Genomic DNA, 14986 nt, shown 5'->3' on the forward strand with positions numbered 1-14986 from the left:
GGACTACCCATGTGTACGATTTGTTGAATCAGCGCGTGATGCCGCCCGCCCGTGTTCCTGCGCAGGCAGGAACCCAGAGTCACGCGCGCTGCACCTTGCAACCGCCGGGCTCCTGCCTGCGCAGGAGCAGGTGACGCAAAACGAAAAGGGGCGCCGGTGTTGCCACCGACGCCCCGTATCTCTCGCTCGCTACAGGTCGCTCAGGCGGCCTGGGGCAGAGCCGCCTTCGCCTGCGCGATGATCGCGGTAAAGGCCGGACCCTCGTTCATGGCGATGTCGGCCAGGACCTTCCGGTCGAGTTCGATGCCGGCGAGCTTCAGCCCGTGCATGAACTGGCTGTAGGTCAGGCCCTCGGCGCGAACGCCGGCGTTGATGCGCTGGATCCACAGGCCGCGGAACGTGCGCTTCTTAACCTTGCGGTCGCGATACGCATATTGTCCGGCCTTCTCCACCGCCTGGCGGGCGATGCGGATCGTGTTCTTGCGGCGGCCATAATAGCCCTTGGCCGCATCGAGGATGCGGTTGTGCTTAGCCCGGGTGGTTACACCACGTTTGACGCGTGCCATGTCCTAATCCTCTTTCTTACTTCAGACCGTAAGGCGCCCAGGCCTTTACCGTCTTCGTATCGGGATCGGACACGACCGACGTGCCGCGATTCTGGCGGATATACTTGCCGTTGTGGCTGATCAGGCGGTGGCGCTTGCCGGCCACACCGTGTTTCAGCTTGCCGGTCGCGGTCATGGTGAAGCGCTTCTTCACCCCGCTCTTCGTCTTCAGCTTGGGCATTTTGGTCCTTTCGGTTCGGCGATCACCTCGAACAGCCGCGGCAGCCCACACTGGCCGGGCAGTTTTTCACGAGCAATCGCGTCGGAAGCGGCGGCGCATAGCCTCGGGCTGGCCGAAATGCAACCTTAGGGGCGTCCCCGGGGTTATGCCCCCCGATGGAGACGCAGATTTCCCCGCCGCGGGTCGATGATCCGGCGGACGAAGCGGCGCCCGGCGCGGCGTCGTCGCCGCCCGATTCGCCCCCGCCTGCCGCTACGCCGCAGCGCCGCTGGTCGCCCTGGCGAATCGCGCGCAACGTCGTGCTCGGCCTGCTCGCCTTGGTCTTTATCGCCTGGCTCGTGCTCTATATCACCAAGGGCCGCTTCCTGAAGCATGTGTTCGAGCGCACCGTCGCCGCGCAGACTCACCGCCAGGTCAAGGTGGCAGGGGATTTCCAGCTCTATTTCGATCCGCTCAACATCCACTTCGTCGCCGAGGGGCTGACGATCTCCAACCCCGACTGGGCGTCGAAGAAGAACCTGTTCGAGGCGAAGCGCATCGACACGAGCATTGCCACGCTGCCGCTGATCACCGGCCACCGTCGGATCAAATGGCTCGGCATGGTCGATGGCGCGGCCGATCTCGAATGGTCGAAGGACGGCAAGCGCAACAGCTGGACCTTCTCGGAAGGCCCGGCCAAGCCGTTCGACATGCCGACGATCCGCGAGGCGATGGTCGCCGGCACGACGCTGCGTTACGTCGATCCGCGCATGAAGGTCGCGGTCGATCTGGCGTTCCAGACGATTCGCGCCACCGACACGCGCTTTGCCAGCGCGCTGCGCTTCACCGGCACCGGCACCGCGCGCAACACGCCCTTCTCGGTGTCGGGTGCGCTGCTCACGCCCAATGCCACCGCCGTCGGCGGCAAGAACCAGCTGCAGCTTCACGCCAACGCCTCGCGCACCGTGTTCGACGTGTCGGGCACGCTCGACGGCCCGACCGAGATCGAGGGCGCGAACCTGCAGGTCACCGCGCGCGGCCGCAACATCAACGACATGCTCGCGATCCTCGGCATCGCCGTGCCCGATACGCGTGCCTATGTGCTGCACGCCGCGATGACCAAGGTCGGCAACGAATATCGCTTCACGCGCCTCAATGGCCGCTTCGGCGACAGCGATCTCGCCGGCACGCTGACCATCGCCAATGTCGAGCCGCGCATCAAGCTGACCGCCGACCTCGCGACGCGCAGCCTCGACATCATCGATGTCGCGCCGTTCATCGGCTATAATCCCGACGATGCGGCGCAGGGCAAGGCCGGCATCGTGCATCAGGTCGGCGGCACCCCGCGCCTGTTGCCCGATGCCCCGTTGCGCGTCGACGCGCTGCGCAATTTCGACGCCGACCTCCACTACAAGGTGCGCGTTCTCAAGGCGCGCAACGTGCCCGTCTCCAACATCGACCTCAAGCTCGCGCTCGACAACAGCCTGCTCACGCTGTCGCCGCTGACCTTCGACATGGCACGCGGCCATGTTGCGTCCGACATTGTCATCAATGCGCGCCGCCCCATGGTCCATACCGATTACGACATCCGCCTGTCGCCGACGCCGATGGGGGTGCTGCTCGCCGGTTATGGCGTCGACGAGGCCGGGACGACCGGCACCGTCAAGGCGCGGATCAAGCTGTCGGGCGATGGCGACACCGTGCATGATTCGCTGTCGACCGCCAATGGTCGCATCGCGATCATCCTGCCGGCCGGCAGCTTCTGGACGCGCAACGTCCAGCTTGCCGAGCTCGACATCGGCACCTTCGTGCAGAAGTTGGTCCAGAAAAAACTCAAGGAGCCGGTACGGATCAATTGCGGGCTGATCGCCTTCAGCGTGCGCAACGGCGTCGCGGCGGCCGACCCGATCCTGATCGACACGCAGAAAAGCGTCATCGCCGGGCGCGGCGGCTTCAGCTTCAAGAACGAATCGCTCGATTTCGCGGTGCGCGCCGATGCCAAGACCTTCAGCCTGTTCTCGGCGCAGTCGCCGGTCGGGGTGAAGGGTTATTTCGCCAAGCCCGGCATCAACGTCGTCAGCCCGCAATTGCTGACGCGCGCCGGGGCCGGCATCGCGCTGGGGATCGTCGCCAGCCCGCTCGCCAGCATCCTCGCCTTCGTCGATGTCGGCGACGCCAAGAGTGCGCAATGCGGCCCGGTTTTGGCTGGTGCGACGGCGCAGTCGCAGCGCACCACCAAGGGCAAGCCGCGCGACGATGTCGGCCACGGGACGCCCGCCAAGAAATGAAGCGCTGGTGTTCCTGCGAATGCAGGAACCCAGGGCCAGGCGCGCTTCCAGGGCGTTCGGAGCGCCGCGCCAACCCGCGTTACGATGATTCAGTCTTTCGCCAAATGCGTCATCACCGCTGCTGGTCTTTCTCATCGTCGGTAAAATCAACGCGCATGCGCCTGGCGTTCAAGGCACCGACACGCCGGGCGCGGAACGACGCTGCACGAACATTTTCCTTGCAATGCCCGAGGAATTCCCTGCCAACCCCATCGCGCTGACCCGTATATTCCCTGCCAAACCCAACGGCGAAATCGCTAAGTGTTTGGGATATTGAACTTAAGACGGAAGGCGGCCCGCGTCAAAAAATTCCGGCAGGGAAATCGCGCCGGCAGCGCTGGACGATACGGCACCGACCTCAATGCCCGCGACAGGCCAGCGCTTCCAGAACATCCTCGATCCGCGCCGGGTCGCCCGCGGCGATCACCTCGCCGATGCTGTCGGCGGTCAGCGGATCGCCCTGCCAGTCGCACATCCGCCCGCCGGCGCCTTCGACCACCGGCACCAGCGCGGCGAAGTCGTGGATCTTGAGCCCCGCCTCGACAACCACGTCGAGCCAGCCCGAGGCGACACAGGCATAGTTGTAGCAGTCGCCGCCCAGCACCGTGCTGCGCACCGCGCCGTCGAGATGCTCGAAGGCGTGGAGCTGGTCGTCGCCGAACAAGGCCGGCGAAGTGGTGGCGAGCAGCGCGTCCTTGAGTTCGCGGCACGCGCGGGTCGCGGCGGGATTGCCGTTGAGCGTCGTCGGTTTGCCAATGCTACCGAGCCAGCGCTCACCGAGGATCGGCTGGTCGATCACGCCGAGCACCGGCCAGCCCTCGGCGACGAGCGCGATCAGCGTGCCGAAGATCGGCCGTCCGGTGATGAAGGCGCGCGTGCCGTCGATCGGGTCGAGCACCCAGGCGCGCCCGCTGGTCCCCTCGCGCACGCCATATTCCTCGCCGATGATCGCATCCTCGGGGAAGCGCGCCTCGATCAGCCGGCGCATCGCCGCCTCGGCTTCGCGGTCGGCGAGCGTCACCGGCGAGGCGTCGGCCTTGGTCTCGAGACCGTGCGGCGCGCGGAAATAGGGACGGATCGCCGCCCCGGCGGCATCGGCAAGCTGGTTCGCGAAATCGCGGTCGGTCTGGGTTACGCGCATTGCACCCGGTTAGCCGTCCTGCCAAAGCTGCGCCAGAGGCTGTGCCAGGGGGTGATATGCGGGCTCTTTCCATATTTGGCGTCGGTGCCTGCCTGCTCGCCAGCACCGCGCTGTGCGGCGCCACGCCGGCGGCGGCGCAATTGCGCCCGCTGCTCGATCCGCCGGCTTCCGCCGACGCGGCGAAGCAGGGTGTCGAGGTGTTCCTGCTCAACGAGAGCAGTGCCGCCCAGCCCGCCCTGGGGCCCGCCGAGCTCGAGGTAATGGCTCGTGACGGAATGCATCTGCGGCTGGTCGCCGCGCCTGACGGCGAGGGGCCCGTCGCGCCAGGCGCCTTCGCGCGGGTCCACTATCGCTTGGCGGCTGCCGCCCCGACGTCCGCGCCGGTGGCCGTCGCCGCCGTGGCGCCGGGCGCAACCGAGCAGCCGAACCGCACGTCGCGCGGCACGGCGAGCGGCTTTCTCGATCGCCTCCACCCCTATGCGCCGACCTATGGCGTCATCGGCGCCGGCGATGCCGGGGCGAAGCTACAGCTCAGCTTCGATTTCCGGGTGCTCGGCCGCGACGACGGTCCGCGGCTCGACTTCGCCTATACCCAGACGATGTTCTGGGCGATCGACCGCCCGTCCGGGCCGGTCCGCGCCACCGGCTACAGCCCCGAGCTGTTTGTCGATGTGCCGGTTGGCGCCAATGGCGTGATTGGCGGCGGCTATCGCCACGACAGCAATGGCGGCGGCGTCACCAATTCGATTGACGTCAACCGCGTGCTCGTGCGCGCCGCCCGGGCGTTCGATCTCGGCCATGGCTGGCGGCTCGACGTGACGCCGATGGCATGGTTCTACTTCGGCAATCAGGGGATCGCGCCCGACCTCGATCGCTACTGGGGTTATACCTCCCTCGGCGTGTCTCTGGGGCAGCGCGACGGCCTCAAACTCGCCGTCACCGCGCGCGGCAATCCGGGGACCGGCAAGGGCTCGGCGGAGGCGTTTCTATCCTATCCGCTGGTCAGGATCAGTGACACACTGCCGCGTATCTATCTCTTCGGCCAGGCGTACACCGGTTATGGCGAGGCGTTGATCGACTATAACAAGCGCGCGACCCATGTCCGGGCCGGCATCGCCTTCACGCGGTGAACCTGCATTTTGGGGAAGGGGCGACGTGGTCATCGGATTTTAGCCATTGCGGTGTACATATGTTGTGGAAGGGGGCGAATCGCCGCGTGCTTGGGGCCGCGGTAGTGGGGAGTCTGGGTTCGGATGGCCGGAGCAACCGTGTCGCACGGGGCGAAGCAGGAGCATGCGGCGACGCGGCTCTATGACGCGATCGGTGCGTTCCTCCAGCAGCATCGGCTGAGCCCCGATCCGCGTCACTATGATTTCGCCTATCGTGTGTTGAGCGATCCGCGCGGGGTCGTCGCCCAGTCGGTTGCCGCGATGACCGAAGGGGGGATCCGGCTGTCATCGCGCGACATCGAGTCGCTCGGCGGCAAGGTCGCCGGCAACGGGTCGGGGCCGACGCCGAGCGCCGCCGACGGACTCGTCGCCCAGACGCAGATGCAGGTCGACGATTTCAGCGACATGGTAAGGACGATCCGCGCCGAGACACAGGGCTTTGGTCGCGACCTCGCCGCCAGTGCCGATGCGCTGCGCAATTCCGACGCCGCGCTCGGCGTCACCGAAGTGGTGCGTCTGACGGGCGCCATGCTCGACCGGGTGCGCCTCGCCGAAAACCGGCTCGAGGCGGCGACACACGAAGCCAACGAACTCCGCGCCAAGCTGGAGGAAGCGCGCGACAATGCGCGGCGCGATCCGCTCACCGATCTGCCCAACCGCCGCGCCTTCGAGGAAGCCTTTGCCGCCGGCGTCGCAGCGGGCGACACGCTGTGCGTCGCGGTGTGCGACATCGATCACTTCAAGTTGGTCAATGACCGCTTCGGTCATTCGGTCGGCGATCGCGTGCTCAAGGCGATCGCCACCGCGCTGCTCGATGGCTGTCCGGGGCATTTCGTCGCGCGCTATGGCGGCGAGGAATTCGCCGTTCTGTTCAGCGGGGTTTCACGGTCGGAAGCGCTCGCCATCCTCGAAAAGGCGCGCGTGACGGTCGCCAACAAGCGTTACCGGCTGCGCGAATCCGACGAGCCGCTCGGCGCGGTCACCTTCTCGGCGGGCCTGACCACCGCGCAGCCCGGCGAGAATCTCGGCACCGTGTTCGGTCGCGCCGACGCATTGCTCTACGCCGCCAAGGATGGTGGCCGGAATCTGCTCAGGGCGGCGTAGTAATTTCCGCCATCTTTTGGCGCGAAATGCGAGTTCGGCACCCGATATCGGCGCGATGCCGCCGGGATGAAATAATAATATCGATATAATACAATAACTTAAAAAAGTTGGCACGCTTGATGCTAACCTTCGGGCATCGGTCACCAGATGGTCTGGATGACCAAGTTCAGGAAGGTAACATCATCATGTTCGCTCGTATCGAAACCGCCCAGCGCGTCGCCCTCTCGCTCGTCGGCGCCCTGTTCTTCTCCGCCGTGCTGTTCAGCGCCGCCGTCCCCGTCGTTCCGGTCGCATGACCGGAACGACCTTGCAGGGATATATCGTCATGACACGCAGCATCGTCGTCGGTCTCGCCTCGTTCGCGCTGACCGGCCTGTTGATCGTCGGCCAGTTTGCCGGCATCGGCGTCTTCGGCTGAGCCGAACCGCCAGGCTTTGCCTGCCCCGCGCAGGCCGTTAAGCACGCCGGATGGATCCGGCTACCGCACCACAACCGCCCCAGGGTGAATCGTCGCGCGGCGCCGTGCGTCTCAGCGAGAGCTGGGCGACGCCGCTCGCGGACGAATTCGCGCAGCCCTATATGCGCGCGCTCCGGCAATTCCTCGTCGCCGAAAAGGCGGCGGGCAAGCAGATCTTCCCGCGCGGCGCCGAATATTTCCGCGCGCTCGACCTGACCCAGCTCGATGCCGTGCGCGTCGTCATTTTGGGGCAGGATCCCTATCACGGCCCGGGGCAGGCGCATGGCCTGTGCTTCAGCGTGCGCCCCGGCGTCACGGTGCCGCCGAGCCTCGTCAACATCTACAAGGAGATGCGCAGCGATCTCGGCATCGCCCCGGCGCGGCACGGCTTTCTCGAACATTGGGCGCGGCAGGGCGTACTGTTGCTCAACAGCGTGCTCACCGTCGAGCTTGCGCGGGCCGCGGCGCATCGCGGTCGCGGCTGGGAGAGCTTCACCGACGCGGTGATCCGCCTCGTCGCGGCGCGCCCTGACCCCACGGTGTTCATCCTGTGGGGCAATTACGCGCAGAAGAAGGCCGCCTTCGTCACCGACGTCGCGCAAGGGGGGCGGCACCTCGTCCTCAAGGCGCCGCATCCCTCGCCGTTGTCGGCGCATAACGGCTTTTTCGGCAGCCGGCCCTTTTCGCGCGCCAACGCCTTTCTCGTGGCCAACGGCCTCACGCCGATCGACTGGCAATTGCCCGAACTCGATCGCGTCGCCATCGACGGAAACTGATCGCGATCCGTCGCGCCTGGTGTGCGGCGGGAGCCCTCATTTTACGAAACGAAAAAAAGTGCCCGTCGCCATGTGCGGGTTCGGCCGCCCGGCGTCGTCTTCCCCATAATAGCGGGCTTCACTCGAGGGAGGCGAGCGGGTCGGTACGTGGCTGGGGAGTCGACAAGCCGACCCGTCTCTGCGGCGGGATCATGATGGTAATGCAGCGGGTCGGTAGACCGACCAAGGCGATATCTGATGCTGCTTGAGGCGGCGCGCGACATCGACAGTGTCGATACAGGCGAGCAGGCGCACGCGCCGGCACCAGGCCGCGTCGTCCCGTTGTGCGCGGCCCGGTGGTCGGTGATCATTCCCTTCTACAACGAGGTCGATTTCCTTCCCGATACCCTGGCCAGCCTCGCGGCGCAGACGCGCCCGTTGAGGCTGATCCTCGTCGACAATGGCTCGACCGACGGCAGCGCCGCACGGGCGATGGCCTGCTGCGCACTGCTCGGCCTCGACGCGACGCTGCTTACCGAGCGGCGCCCCGGCAAGGTCTTCGCGCTGACCACCGGCCTGGCGCGCGTCGCGACCCCATTGGTGGCGACCTGCGACGCCGATACCTGGTATCCTTGCGACTATCTCGCCGAAGCCGAAGCGCTGCTCGCCGCGCCGGGTAGTGTCGCCGCGGGCGCCTTTTTTGCCGGGCGTGACGATCGCGCCGCGCAGCGCCGCAAGGCGTTGCACATCCGCATCATGCCAAAGCTGTTGCGGCGGCAATGCCATACCGGCGGGGCGGGTCAGGTGTTTCGCACTGCGGCGCTGCGCCGCGCCGGCGGCTTCGATGCGCGGCGCTGGAACTATGTGCTCGAGGATCACGAGATCATTCACCGCGTCCACCACGAGGGCGCGATGAGCTATGGCGCGCGCTTCTGGTGCGCGCCGTCGCCACGCGAACGGAATCGCGAGTCGATCCGCTGGACGCTCGCCGAGCGGATTGTCTATCACGCCATGGCACCGATCGCCGGTGACTGGTTCTTCTACCAATTTCTGGCGCGTCGGCTTGACCGCCGTCGCATGACCAGCGAGCGCATTCGCGAGCGCCCCGTTCAGGCCTTGAGGATCGTCGATGCCCCGGCTGCTGCTATGTGCTGATGACTTCGCCTTCTCGCCCGAGGTCAGCGCGGTCATCGCCAGCCTCGCGACCAGAGGGCAACTGAACGCTACCAGTTGCATGGCCATCATGCCCGGTTGGGAAACCGACAGCGCGCTGCTCCGCGATCTTCCCGCCCATGTCGAGATCGGTCTGCATCTCGTGCTGACCGGCGAGGCGCCGCTCACCGCGATGCCGGGCCTCGTCGATAACGGAACACTGCCGACGATCAATGCGCTGGGGCGCCGCGCCGCGCGGGGAGACCTGCCACTGGATGCCATCGCGCGCGAGGTGGCGGCACAGTTCGATCGCTTCTGCGACGCGCTTGGCCGCCCGCCGTCGTTCGTCGACGGTCATCAGCATGCCCATGCGCTGCCCGGCATCCGCGACATCGTGCTCGCCGCCACCGCGCTGCGCGCGCCGCAGGCATGGGTGCGCGATTGCACCGATCGCGTGGTGGCGATGCTCGCGCGCCCCTTTTTCGGCAAGGCGCTGGGCAGCGCCTGGCATTCGCGCGGCCTGCGTGCCGCGGCGGCGGCGCACGGCCTGCGCTGCAACGACAGCTTTGCCGGTCATTACGGCTTTGCCGGCGACTATGCCGCGCTGTTCCCCAGGCTGCTGCGTTTCCCGGGCGAGATGCATCTGGTGATGTGCCACCCCGGCGCGGGCTCGCGCCCCGGCGATTCGATCGCCGCGGCGCGCATCGTCGAGGCGGCGGCGCTGGAAAGGCTGCCGATTGCCGCGCGGGCGGCGAAACATGGGCTGGCCTTTCCGGGCTAAGCTCGGGCATGGTCTTCGCAATGGTTGGCGCAGCGGCGGAAAGCGGACTGAAGGCGGTGTTCCTGGCGGAGCGCCCGATGCTGGCGCGCCTGCTCGCGGCACGGCTCGGCGGCGCCGACGATGCCGAGGACGCGCTGCAGGACATGTGGCTCAAGCTCGACCAGTTCATCGATCGCCCGGTCGCCGATCCGGCGGCCTATCTGTTTCGCATGGCGGCGAATCTCGCCGCGGATCGCCGGCTCTCTGCGGCACGGCGCGGCGCGCGCGACACCGGCTGGGTCGAGGCGCAGTCGGAGGCCGACGACATTCCCGACATGGAGCGGGTGCTGATCGCGCGCGAGCGGCTGCGGCAGGTCGAGGCGGCGCTGGCTTCCTTGCCCGAACGGACCCAGCGCGCGTTCCGCATGTTCCGCCTCGAAGGGCGGCAGCAGCGCGAGATCGGCGCCGAGCTCGGCATCAGCGTCAGCGGCGTCGAGAAGCTGCTGCAACGCGCCTATCGCCAGATTCACGATTCTGGCGGAGGATAGTGCGGGAATGCGGGCACGGTGACGTCTGTACCAAGTAAGGGGCTTCGAATCGATGACAGAGGGATGTGACATCGTCGATCAGGCAATCGGCTGGCATTTGCGCCAGGCCGTGTTGTCGTCGGCTGAATGGCACGATTTCGTCGCCTGGCTTGAGGCCGACGCCGCCCACGCCGCGGCTTTTGATCGCGTGGCGCTCGATGATGCGCTGCTCGGCGACCTGCCGCGTGCCGCCGCGCCGATCGTCCCCGTCGCACCGGAGCGGTTCGTGCCGCAGCGGTCGCGCCGCTGGGGCTGGGCGGTCGGCGGCACGGCGGTCGCCGCCGGGATCGCCGCGCTCGTCATGCCGCTCGTCATGGTGCCGGGCAGCGCGGCCTATACCGTTCGCACTGCCCCGGGTGAGAAGCGCGTCGTGGCGCTCGCCGATGGCACGCGGATCGAGCTGAACGGCGCGACGACGCTGCATCTCGACCGCAACGACACCCGCGTCGCAACGCTTGATTCGGGCGAGGCGGTGTTCGCGGTGCATCACGACGACGGCAAGGCGTTCGTCCTTCATTCGGGCAATCTGGCGGTACAGGATGTCGGCACGGTGTTCGACGTCTCGCGCAGTGGTGCGCGGCTCGATGTCGCGGTGGCCGAAGGCGCGGTGTCGTTTCAGCCGGGCCGCGAGGCAATCCTGGTCAAGGCCGGCAATGCGCTGGTTGCACATGAGGATGTCGGGCAGGTCGTTTTGTCGAAGATCGCGGTCGATGCCGTCGGCGGCTGGCGCAACGGCCGGTTGGCCTTCAACGCGACGCCGCTCGGCGACGTGGCGCAGGCGATCAGGCGCGTCAACGGCGCCGACCTCCGGTTCGATCCGGACTTGTCGGCGCAAACCTTTACCGGCATGGTTCAGCTGACCGGCGACGCGGCCAAGGACGTTCCGCATATCGCCGCGCTGGTCGGTGCAGGGTGGCGTCGCGATGGCGAGCGGTGGGTTATCTCGCCTGAACACAAGGCCGGCAACTAGCCACATCGTCGCGGCGATGTTGCTGCTCGTCGCGCCGGCCACGGCGCGCGCGGCCGACCCGTCGATCTCGATTTCCGCCACCACGCTCGACATCGCGCTGACCTCGCTGGCACGACAGACGGGTACCGACATCATCAGCACCGAGGCCGGGCTGAGCCGCATCCGCGTCAAGCCGATGCAGGGCCGCATGCCGGTGCGCGCAGCGCTCGACCATCTCCTCGCCGGCTCGGGATTTCGCGCCGTCGCGGTCGACGCGCGCAGCTTCCGCATCGTTCGCGACCGGCGCCCGGCGCCCGTGACGCACGCCACACCGGCGCTGACGCCTGCGAGCGGCGCCACCGAAGAGGTCGTCGTGACCGCCAGCAAGCAGCGGGTGCCGTTGCTGCGCTATCCCGGCACGCTGACCACCGTCACCGGATTGGCGGGCCCAGGCGGCTCGCGGACGACGCCGGATCTGGACAGCGCCGCGCATGCCATGCCCGTGCTGCAGAGCACCGCGCTCGGCGCCGGGCGCAACAAGATCTTCATTCGTGGGGTCGCCGACAGCAGCTTCAACGGGGCGACCCAGTCGACCGCCAGCATCTATTTCGGCGACGTTCAGCTGGCCTATTCAGGACCCGAGCCCGACCTGCGGCTGTACGACATGAAGGCGGTCGACGTGCTCGAAGGGCCGCAGGGCACGCTTTACGGCGCCGGTGCGATCGGCGGCATCATCCGCCTGACGCCCGAAGCGGTCGATCTCGATCGGGTGAGCGGCGCGGTCGAGGCCGGCGCGTCGGCCTCGGCGCACGGCGCGCCGGGCTTCGACGTCGCGGGACGGCTGAACGTGCCGCTGGTCGATCGAATGCTGGGCGTGCGTGCGCTCGCCTATCGCGTGCGCGACGGCGGTTATATCGATGATGTCGGCCAGCGGCGATCCGACGTCAATCGCGTCGATACCGTCGGCGGTCGTCTCGCGGCGCGGCTCGATCCCGGCGGCGGCTGGCAGATCGATGCGAGTATCCTGGCACAGCGCATCGAGGGCCGCGACGCCGCCTATGGCGAAGGCCGCGACACGCTGTCGCGCTTCACCGTCCAGCGGCAACCCTATCACAACCAGTTCATGCTCGGCCGCGCGGTCGTGACCAAGAACTGGGATAGCGGGCTGCAACTGGTGTCGGCGACGGGGGTCAGCGACGTGCATGCGAGCGACCTGTTCGACGCGACGCCTGTCGGTTTCCCGTTCCCGCTGATCTACCGTACCGACGATTCGCGGTTGCTCCTGACCCACGAAACGCGCCTTTCGCGATCGACGCGGCGTGGCAACAGCTGGGTGCTCGGGCTGACGCTGCTCCGTAACCGCGATACCGAGGCGCGCGTCTCGGGCTTCGCCAACAATCCCGCCGACATCATCGGCGTGACCAACGTGACGCAGAGCGCGTCGCTGTTCGGCGAGGGTACGATCGCGCTGACGCGCAATTTGTCCGCGACCGTCGGCGCCCGCCTGACCTATGCGCGGGTCGACAGCGAGCCTTCGACGCAGCCGGCCAGCAACAGTTTCATTCGCGGCCGGTCGACCCGTCGTTTCGACCCGACACTGGCGCTTTCGTGGCGGCTCGCGCCACGCTTCGCCTTGTTCGGTCGCGTCCAGACCGGTTACCGCACCGGCGGCCTCGCCGTGGCGCGGGGCATCGGGCGCGTCGCCGACTTCAATTCGGACTCGATCATCGTCGGCGAGATCGGTTTTCGTCGCCTGCATGACGGCCCGACCGGCGTGACTTTTTCGGGCAGCGCGTCCTACGCACATTGGGTCGACATCCAGGCCGATCTGATCAACCGGCGCGGCGCGCCCTATACGACCAATTTCGGCAATGCGCGGATCTTCACGCTCGAAGGCAATGTCGATTATGTGCCGATTGCCGGGCTGCACGCGACGGGCTCGTTCCTCTTCACCTCCAACACCGTCAGTGGCCCGCTCGCCGATCTGTCGCTGCCGCAGAACCGGCGCCTGCCCGAAACACCGCCTTTCGCCGGCAATGTCGCGCTACGCTATGAATGGCAGGGCGGCAGCGACGCGCAATGGAGCGTCGGCGCGGACGGCAATTATGTCGGTCGTTCGGTGCTCGGCACCGGCGACGTGCTCGACATCAGCCAGGGGAAATATCTCGTTATTGGTCTGCATGGCGGCTGGGAACGGCACGGCACCGCCGTCACGCTGCGCGTCGAGAACCTGACCAACCGCTCCGACAATCGCTTCGCTTACGGCAATCCGTTCACCTTCATAACGCGCTCGCAGGCGACCCCGCTGCGCCCGATCACCGTCAGGCTGGGCGTATCACGGACCTGGTGAGACGCCGGGTGAGACGAAGCTGCGGTCGCGACGGAGCCAGACGATCAGGCGGTAATCGTCGCGCGCGGTGCTGAACACCGGGCGATAGTCACGCGTCAGCGCCCCGTCGACCAACGCGCGGCTGGCGTCATTCCATTCGGCAAGCGGACGGCTGCCGCGCACGATCACCGGGGGACGATGGGCGAGGATCCGCCGCACCTCGGCCGCCTCGTCGATCCCGCTGGCGCCCTGTTCGGGCGCATAGGCGAGCGTCGAGGGAAAGGCATAGGCGGTCGGCAGGCAGGCTTTGGCGAGCAGATAGGTGACCGAATCACCGGTGAAGACATAGGGGCATTCATTCCCGCTATTGGCCTCGACCACCGTCGCCAGGCGGTAGGCGCCCGCCGCGTCGCTGTGGCGGATCGCAGTACGCACAACCAACAGGATCAGCCCGAGGGCGAGCGTCGCGACGATCGCGCGACCATGCCGCGCGAACGTGATCGCGGCGAGCAGCGCAAGCGGGGCGACGAGCGGCAGCGCGTAGTGATCGAAAAAGGTGCCGAGCACGAAATAGCCGGCAATCGCCGCGCCCAGCCAGCCGAACGCCAGCATTCGCCGCTCGTCGCGCCGCCGCCATGCCAGCGCGGCGCACAGTGTGAGGGGCAGGAGCAGCGCGTTGGTTCCGAGCAGGCGGCGCGCGATGAGGTCCGGGGGATAGGCGTAGCGCGAGCGCAGGAAGATCGATTCGAAATTGGCGAACCAGAAGGCGTGGAAGGCGGCGGGGCCGTGCGCCCAATAAAGCAGGACGATCAGCGCGGTCGGTGCCAGGCCCAGGCCGAGCCATAAGGCGGCGACGGCGGTCATCACCGGCCAGCGCGCGCCGGCGCGGTGGAGATAATAGAGGTGAGCGAAACCGAAAAACGCCCCCTCGATCGCCGGCGTGTATTTGGTCTGGATCGCCAGTCCCGCCAGCAGGCAGGCGACCGCCCCGTTGATCACTATCGCGCGCGTCGCCTGTCGCGCCGCGAGCGCGGGCAGGCGCAGCATCAATACCGCCGCGCCGGTGACGAACAGATTGTAGAAGACCGGCGACTGGCCGCCGCGTCCGCTGAGCAGCGGCAACCAGATGAGATAGGCTGCACCGGCGACGATCGCCGCGCGGGGCGTCGCGCCGAGCCGCCGGGCGCCGTGCTGCACCAGCCAGGCGGTGGCGGCGGCGAACAGCGTCGCGATCACCTGATAGGCGAGCACGCCGTCGCCGGGCAACAGCCGGATCGCGGCGAAGATCGCGAACAGGCCGATCGGCTTGCGGTCCCAGATATCGACATAGGGCAGCGCGCCGTGGAGCAGGCGATCCCCGACGAGCAGATAATATTGCTCGTCGACATGGATGACCGGATTGCCGAAATCGACCGCGCGCACGGCGAGCGCTATCGCCAGCAACAGCGCGGCGACGATGGTTTCCGACGAAAGGTCCGCGCGGCGCATCGC

The 14986-nt window shown here is 67.4% G+C and carries 15 protein-coding genes; 11 read left to right on the forward strand and 4 right to left on the reverse strand.

The genetic code is table 11. The annotated features are described in order from the left end of the window. Positions 1 to 200 precede the first annotated feature (200 nt). Positions 201 to 566 (reverse strand): 50S ribosomal protein L20, encoded by a 366-nt coding sequence (gene rplT, locus U1839_RS13180; RefSeq protein WP_281127426.1) that lies wholly within the window; start codon positions 564 to 566, stop codon positions 201 to 203. A gap of 16 nt (positions 567 to 582) precedes the next feature. Next, positions 583 to 786 (reverse strand): 50S ribosomal protein L35, encoded by a 204-nt coding sequence (gene rpmI / locus U1839_RS13185; protein ID WP_281127425.1) that lies wholly within the window; start codon positions 784 to 786, stop codon positions 583 to 585. A 155-nt stretch (positions 787 to 941) separates the two neighbouring features. Between rpmI and U1839_RS13190 the strand changes: the two genes are divergently transcribed. Further along, positions 942 to 3053: an AsmA family protein gene (locus tag U1839_RS13190; RefSeq protein WP_332804067.1), complete on the forward strand. Its 2112-nt coding sequence runs from the start codon at positions 942 to 944 to the stop codon at positions 3051 to 3053. Between the two features lie 397 nt (positions 3054 to 3450). Here U1839_RS13190 and hisN read toward each other — a convergent pair whose 3' ends face one another. Next, the gene (hisN, locus tag U1839_RS13195; protein ID WP_332804068.1) at positions 3451 to 4233 is read right to left on the reverse strand and encodes a histidinol-phosphatase; all 783 of its coding nucleotides are present in this window, start codon (positions 4231 to 4233) and stop codon (positions 3451 to 3453) included. A gap of 56 nt (positions 4234 to 4289) precedes the next feature. On the opposite strand from hisN, the gene U1839_RS13200 reads away from it, so the two are divergent. From U1839_RS13200 to U1839_RS13245, 10 genes are all read left to right on the forward strand, one after another. After that, positions 4290 to 5363 carry a phospholipase A gene (locus U1839_RS13200; protein WP_332804069.1) on the forward strand — a complete coding sequence of 358 codons (1074 nt, stop codon included), beginning with the start codon at positions 4290 to 4292 and terminating at the stop codon, positions 5361 to 5363. Between the two features lie 123 nt (positions 5364 to 5486). After that, entirely contained in the window at positions 5487 to 6506 is a 1020-nt protein-coding gene (locus U1839_RS13205; protein WP_332804070.1) for a GGDEF domain-containing protein, read from the forward strand. A 116-nt stretch (positions 6507 to 6622) separates the two neighbouring features. After that, the gene (locus U1839_RS13210) at positions 6623 to 6802 is read left to right on the forward strand and encodes a hypothetical protein (protein WP_332804071.1); all 180 of its coding nucleotides are present in this window, start codon (positions 6623 to 6625) and stop codon (positions 6800 to 6802) included. Next, entirely contained in the window at positions 6799 to 6924 is a 126-nt protein-coding gene (locus tag U1839_RS13215) for a hypothetical protein (protein WP_332804072.1), read from the forward strand. Before U1839_RS13210 ends, U1839_RS13215 begins: the two co-directional genes overlap by 4 nt. A 50-nt stretch (positions 6925 to 6974) precedes the next feature. Then, a complete protein-coding gene (ung, locus tag U1839_RS13220; protein WP_332804073.1) occupies positions 6975 to 7739 on the forward strand; it encodes a uracil-DNA glycosylase in 765 nt (254 codons plus the stop codon). A 237-nt stretch (positions 7740 to 7976) separates the two neighbouring features. Beyond that, on the forward strand, positions 7977 to 8873 hold the full coding sequence (locus U1839_RS13225) for a glycosyltransferase family 2 protein (protein ID WP_332804074.1): 897 nt from the start codon (positions 7977 to 7979) through the stop codon (positions 8871 to 8873). Further along, entirely contained in the window at positions 8848 to 9651 is an 804-nt protein-coding gene (locus tag U1839_RS13230) for a ChbG/HpnK family deacetylase (RefSeq protein WP_332804075.1), read from the forward strand. Before U1839_RS13225 ends, U1839_RS13230 begins: the two co-directional genes overlap by 26 nt. 8 nt (positions 9652 to 9659) lie before the next feature. Then, positions 9660 to 10178, forward strand: coding sequence for an RNA polymerase sigma factor (locus tag U1839_RS13235; RefSeq protein WP_332804076.1), 519 nt, complete (start codon positions 9660 to 9662; stop codon positions 10176 to 10178). 52 nt (positions 10179 to 10230) lie between these two features. Continuing rightward, positions 10231 to 11187 (forward strand): FecR family protein, encoded by a 957-nt coding sequence (locus U1839_RS13240; protein ID WP_332804077.1) that lies wholly within the window; start codon positions 10231 to 10233, stop codon positions 11185 to 11187. Positions 11188 to 11203: 16 nt separating this feature from the next. Continuing rightward, on the forward strand, positions 11204 to 13516 hold the full coding sequence (locus tag U1839_RS13245; RefSeq protein WP_332804078.1) for a TonB-dependent receptor: 2313 nt from the start codon (positions 11204 to 11206) through the stop codon (positions 13514 to 13516). Here the strand turns inward: U1839_RS13245 and U1839_RS13250 are convergent. Further along, positions 13502 to 14983, reverse strand: coding sequence for an ArnT family glycosyltransferase (locus U1839_RS13250; RefSeq protein ID WP_332804079.1), 1482 nt, complete (start codon positions 14981 to 14983; stop codon positions 13502 to 13504). The two genes, U1839_RS13245 and U1839_RS13250, sit on opposite strands and share 15 nt — an antisense overlap. Positions 14984 to 14986: the final 3 nt, after the last annotated feature.

The sequence above is a fragment of the Parasphingomonas halimpatiens genome (assembly GCF_036663795.1).
Classification (GTDB): domain Bacteria; phylum Pseudomonadota; class Alphaproteobacteria; order Sphingomonadales; family Sphingomonadaceae; genus Sphingomonas.

What these genes read in the sequence shown, in the direction of transcription:
- U1839_RS13200 (WP_332804069.1), top strand. Translation starts at nt 4,290, where the DNA reads ATGCGGGCTCTTTCCATATTTGGCGTCGGTGCCTGCCTGCTCGCCAGC.
- U1839_RS13235 (WP_332804076.1), top strand. Translation starts at nt 9,660, where the DNA reads ATGGTCTTCGCAATGGTTGGCGCAGCGGCGGAAAGCGGACTGAAGGCG.
- U1839_RS13230 (WP_332804075.1), top strand. Translation starts at nt 8,848, where the DNA reads ATGCCCCGGCTGCTGCTATGTGCTGATGACTTCGCCTTCTCGCCCGAG.
- rplT (WP_281127426.1), bottom strand. Translation starts at nt 566, where the DNA reads ATGGCACGCGTCAAACGTGGTGTAACCACCCGGGCTAAGCACAACCGC.
- U1839_RS13240 (WP_332804077.1), top strand. Translation starts at nt 10,231, where the DNA reads ATGACAGAGGGATGTGACATCGTCGATCAGGCAATCGGCTGGCATTTG.
- U1839_RS13205 (WP_332804070.1), top strand. Translation starts at nt 5,487, where the DNA reads ATGGCCGGAGCAACCGTGTCGCACGGGGCGAAGCAGGAGCATGCGGCG.
- rpmI (WP_281127425.1), bottom strand. Translation starts at nt 786, where the DNA reads ATGCCCAAGCTGAAGACGAAGAGCGGGGTGAAGAAGCGCTTCACCATG.
- U1839_RS13190 (WP_332804067.1), top strand. Translation starts at nt 942, where the DNA reads ATGGAGACGCAGATTTCCCCGCCGCGGGTCGATGATCCGGCGGACGAA.
- U1839_RS13250 (WP_332804079.1), bottom strand. Translation starts at nt 14,983, where the DNA reads ATGCGCCGCGCGGACCTTTCGTCGGAAACCATCGTCGCCGCGCTGTTG.
- ung (WP_332804073.1), top strand. Translation starts at nt 6,975, where the DNA reads ATGGATCCGGCTACCGCACCACAACCGCCCCAGGGTGAATCGTCGCGC.
- U1839_RS13215 (WP_332804072.1), top strand. Translation starts at nt 6,799, where the DNA reads ATGACCGGAACGACCTTGCAGGGATATATCGTCATGACACGCAGCATC.
- hisN (WP_332804068.1), bottom strand. Translation starts at nt 4,233, where the DNA reads ATGCGCGTAACCCAGACCGACCGCGATTTCGCGAACCAGCTTGCCGAT.
- U1839_RS13245 (WP_332804078.1), top strand. Translation starts at nt 11,204, where the DNA reads ATGTTGCTGCTCGTCGCGCCGGCCACGGCGCGCGCGGCCGACCCGTCG.
- U1839_RS13225 (WP_332804074.1), top strand. Translation starts at nt 7,977, where the DNA reads ATGCTGCTTGAGGCGGCGCGCGACATCGACAGTGTCGATACAGGCGAG.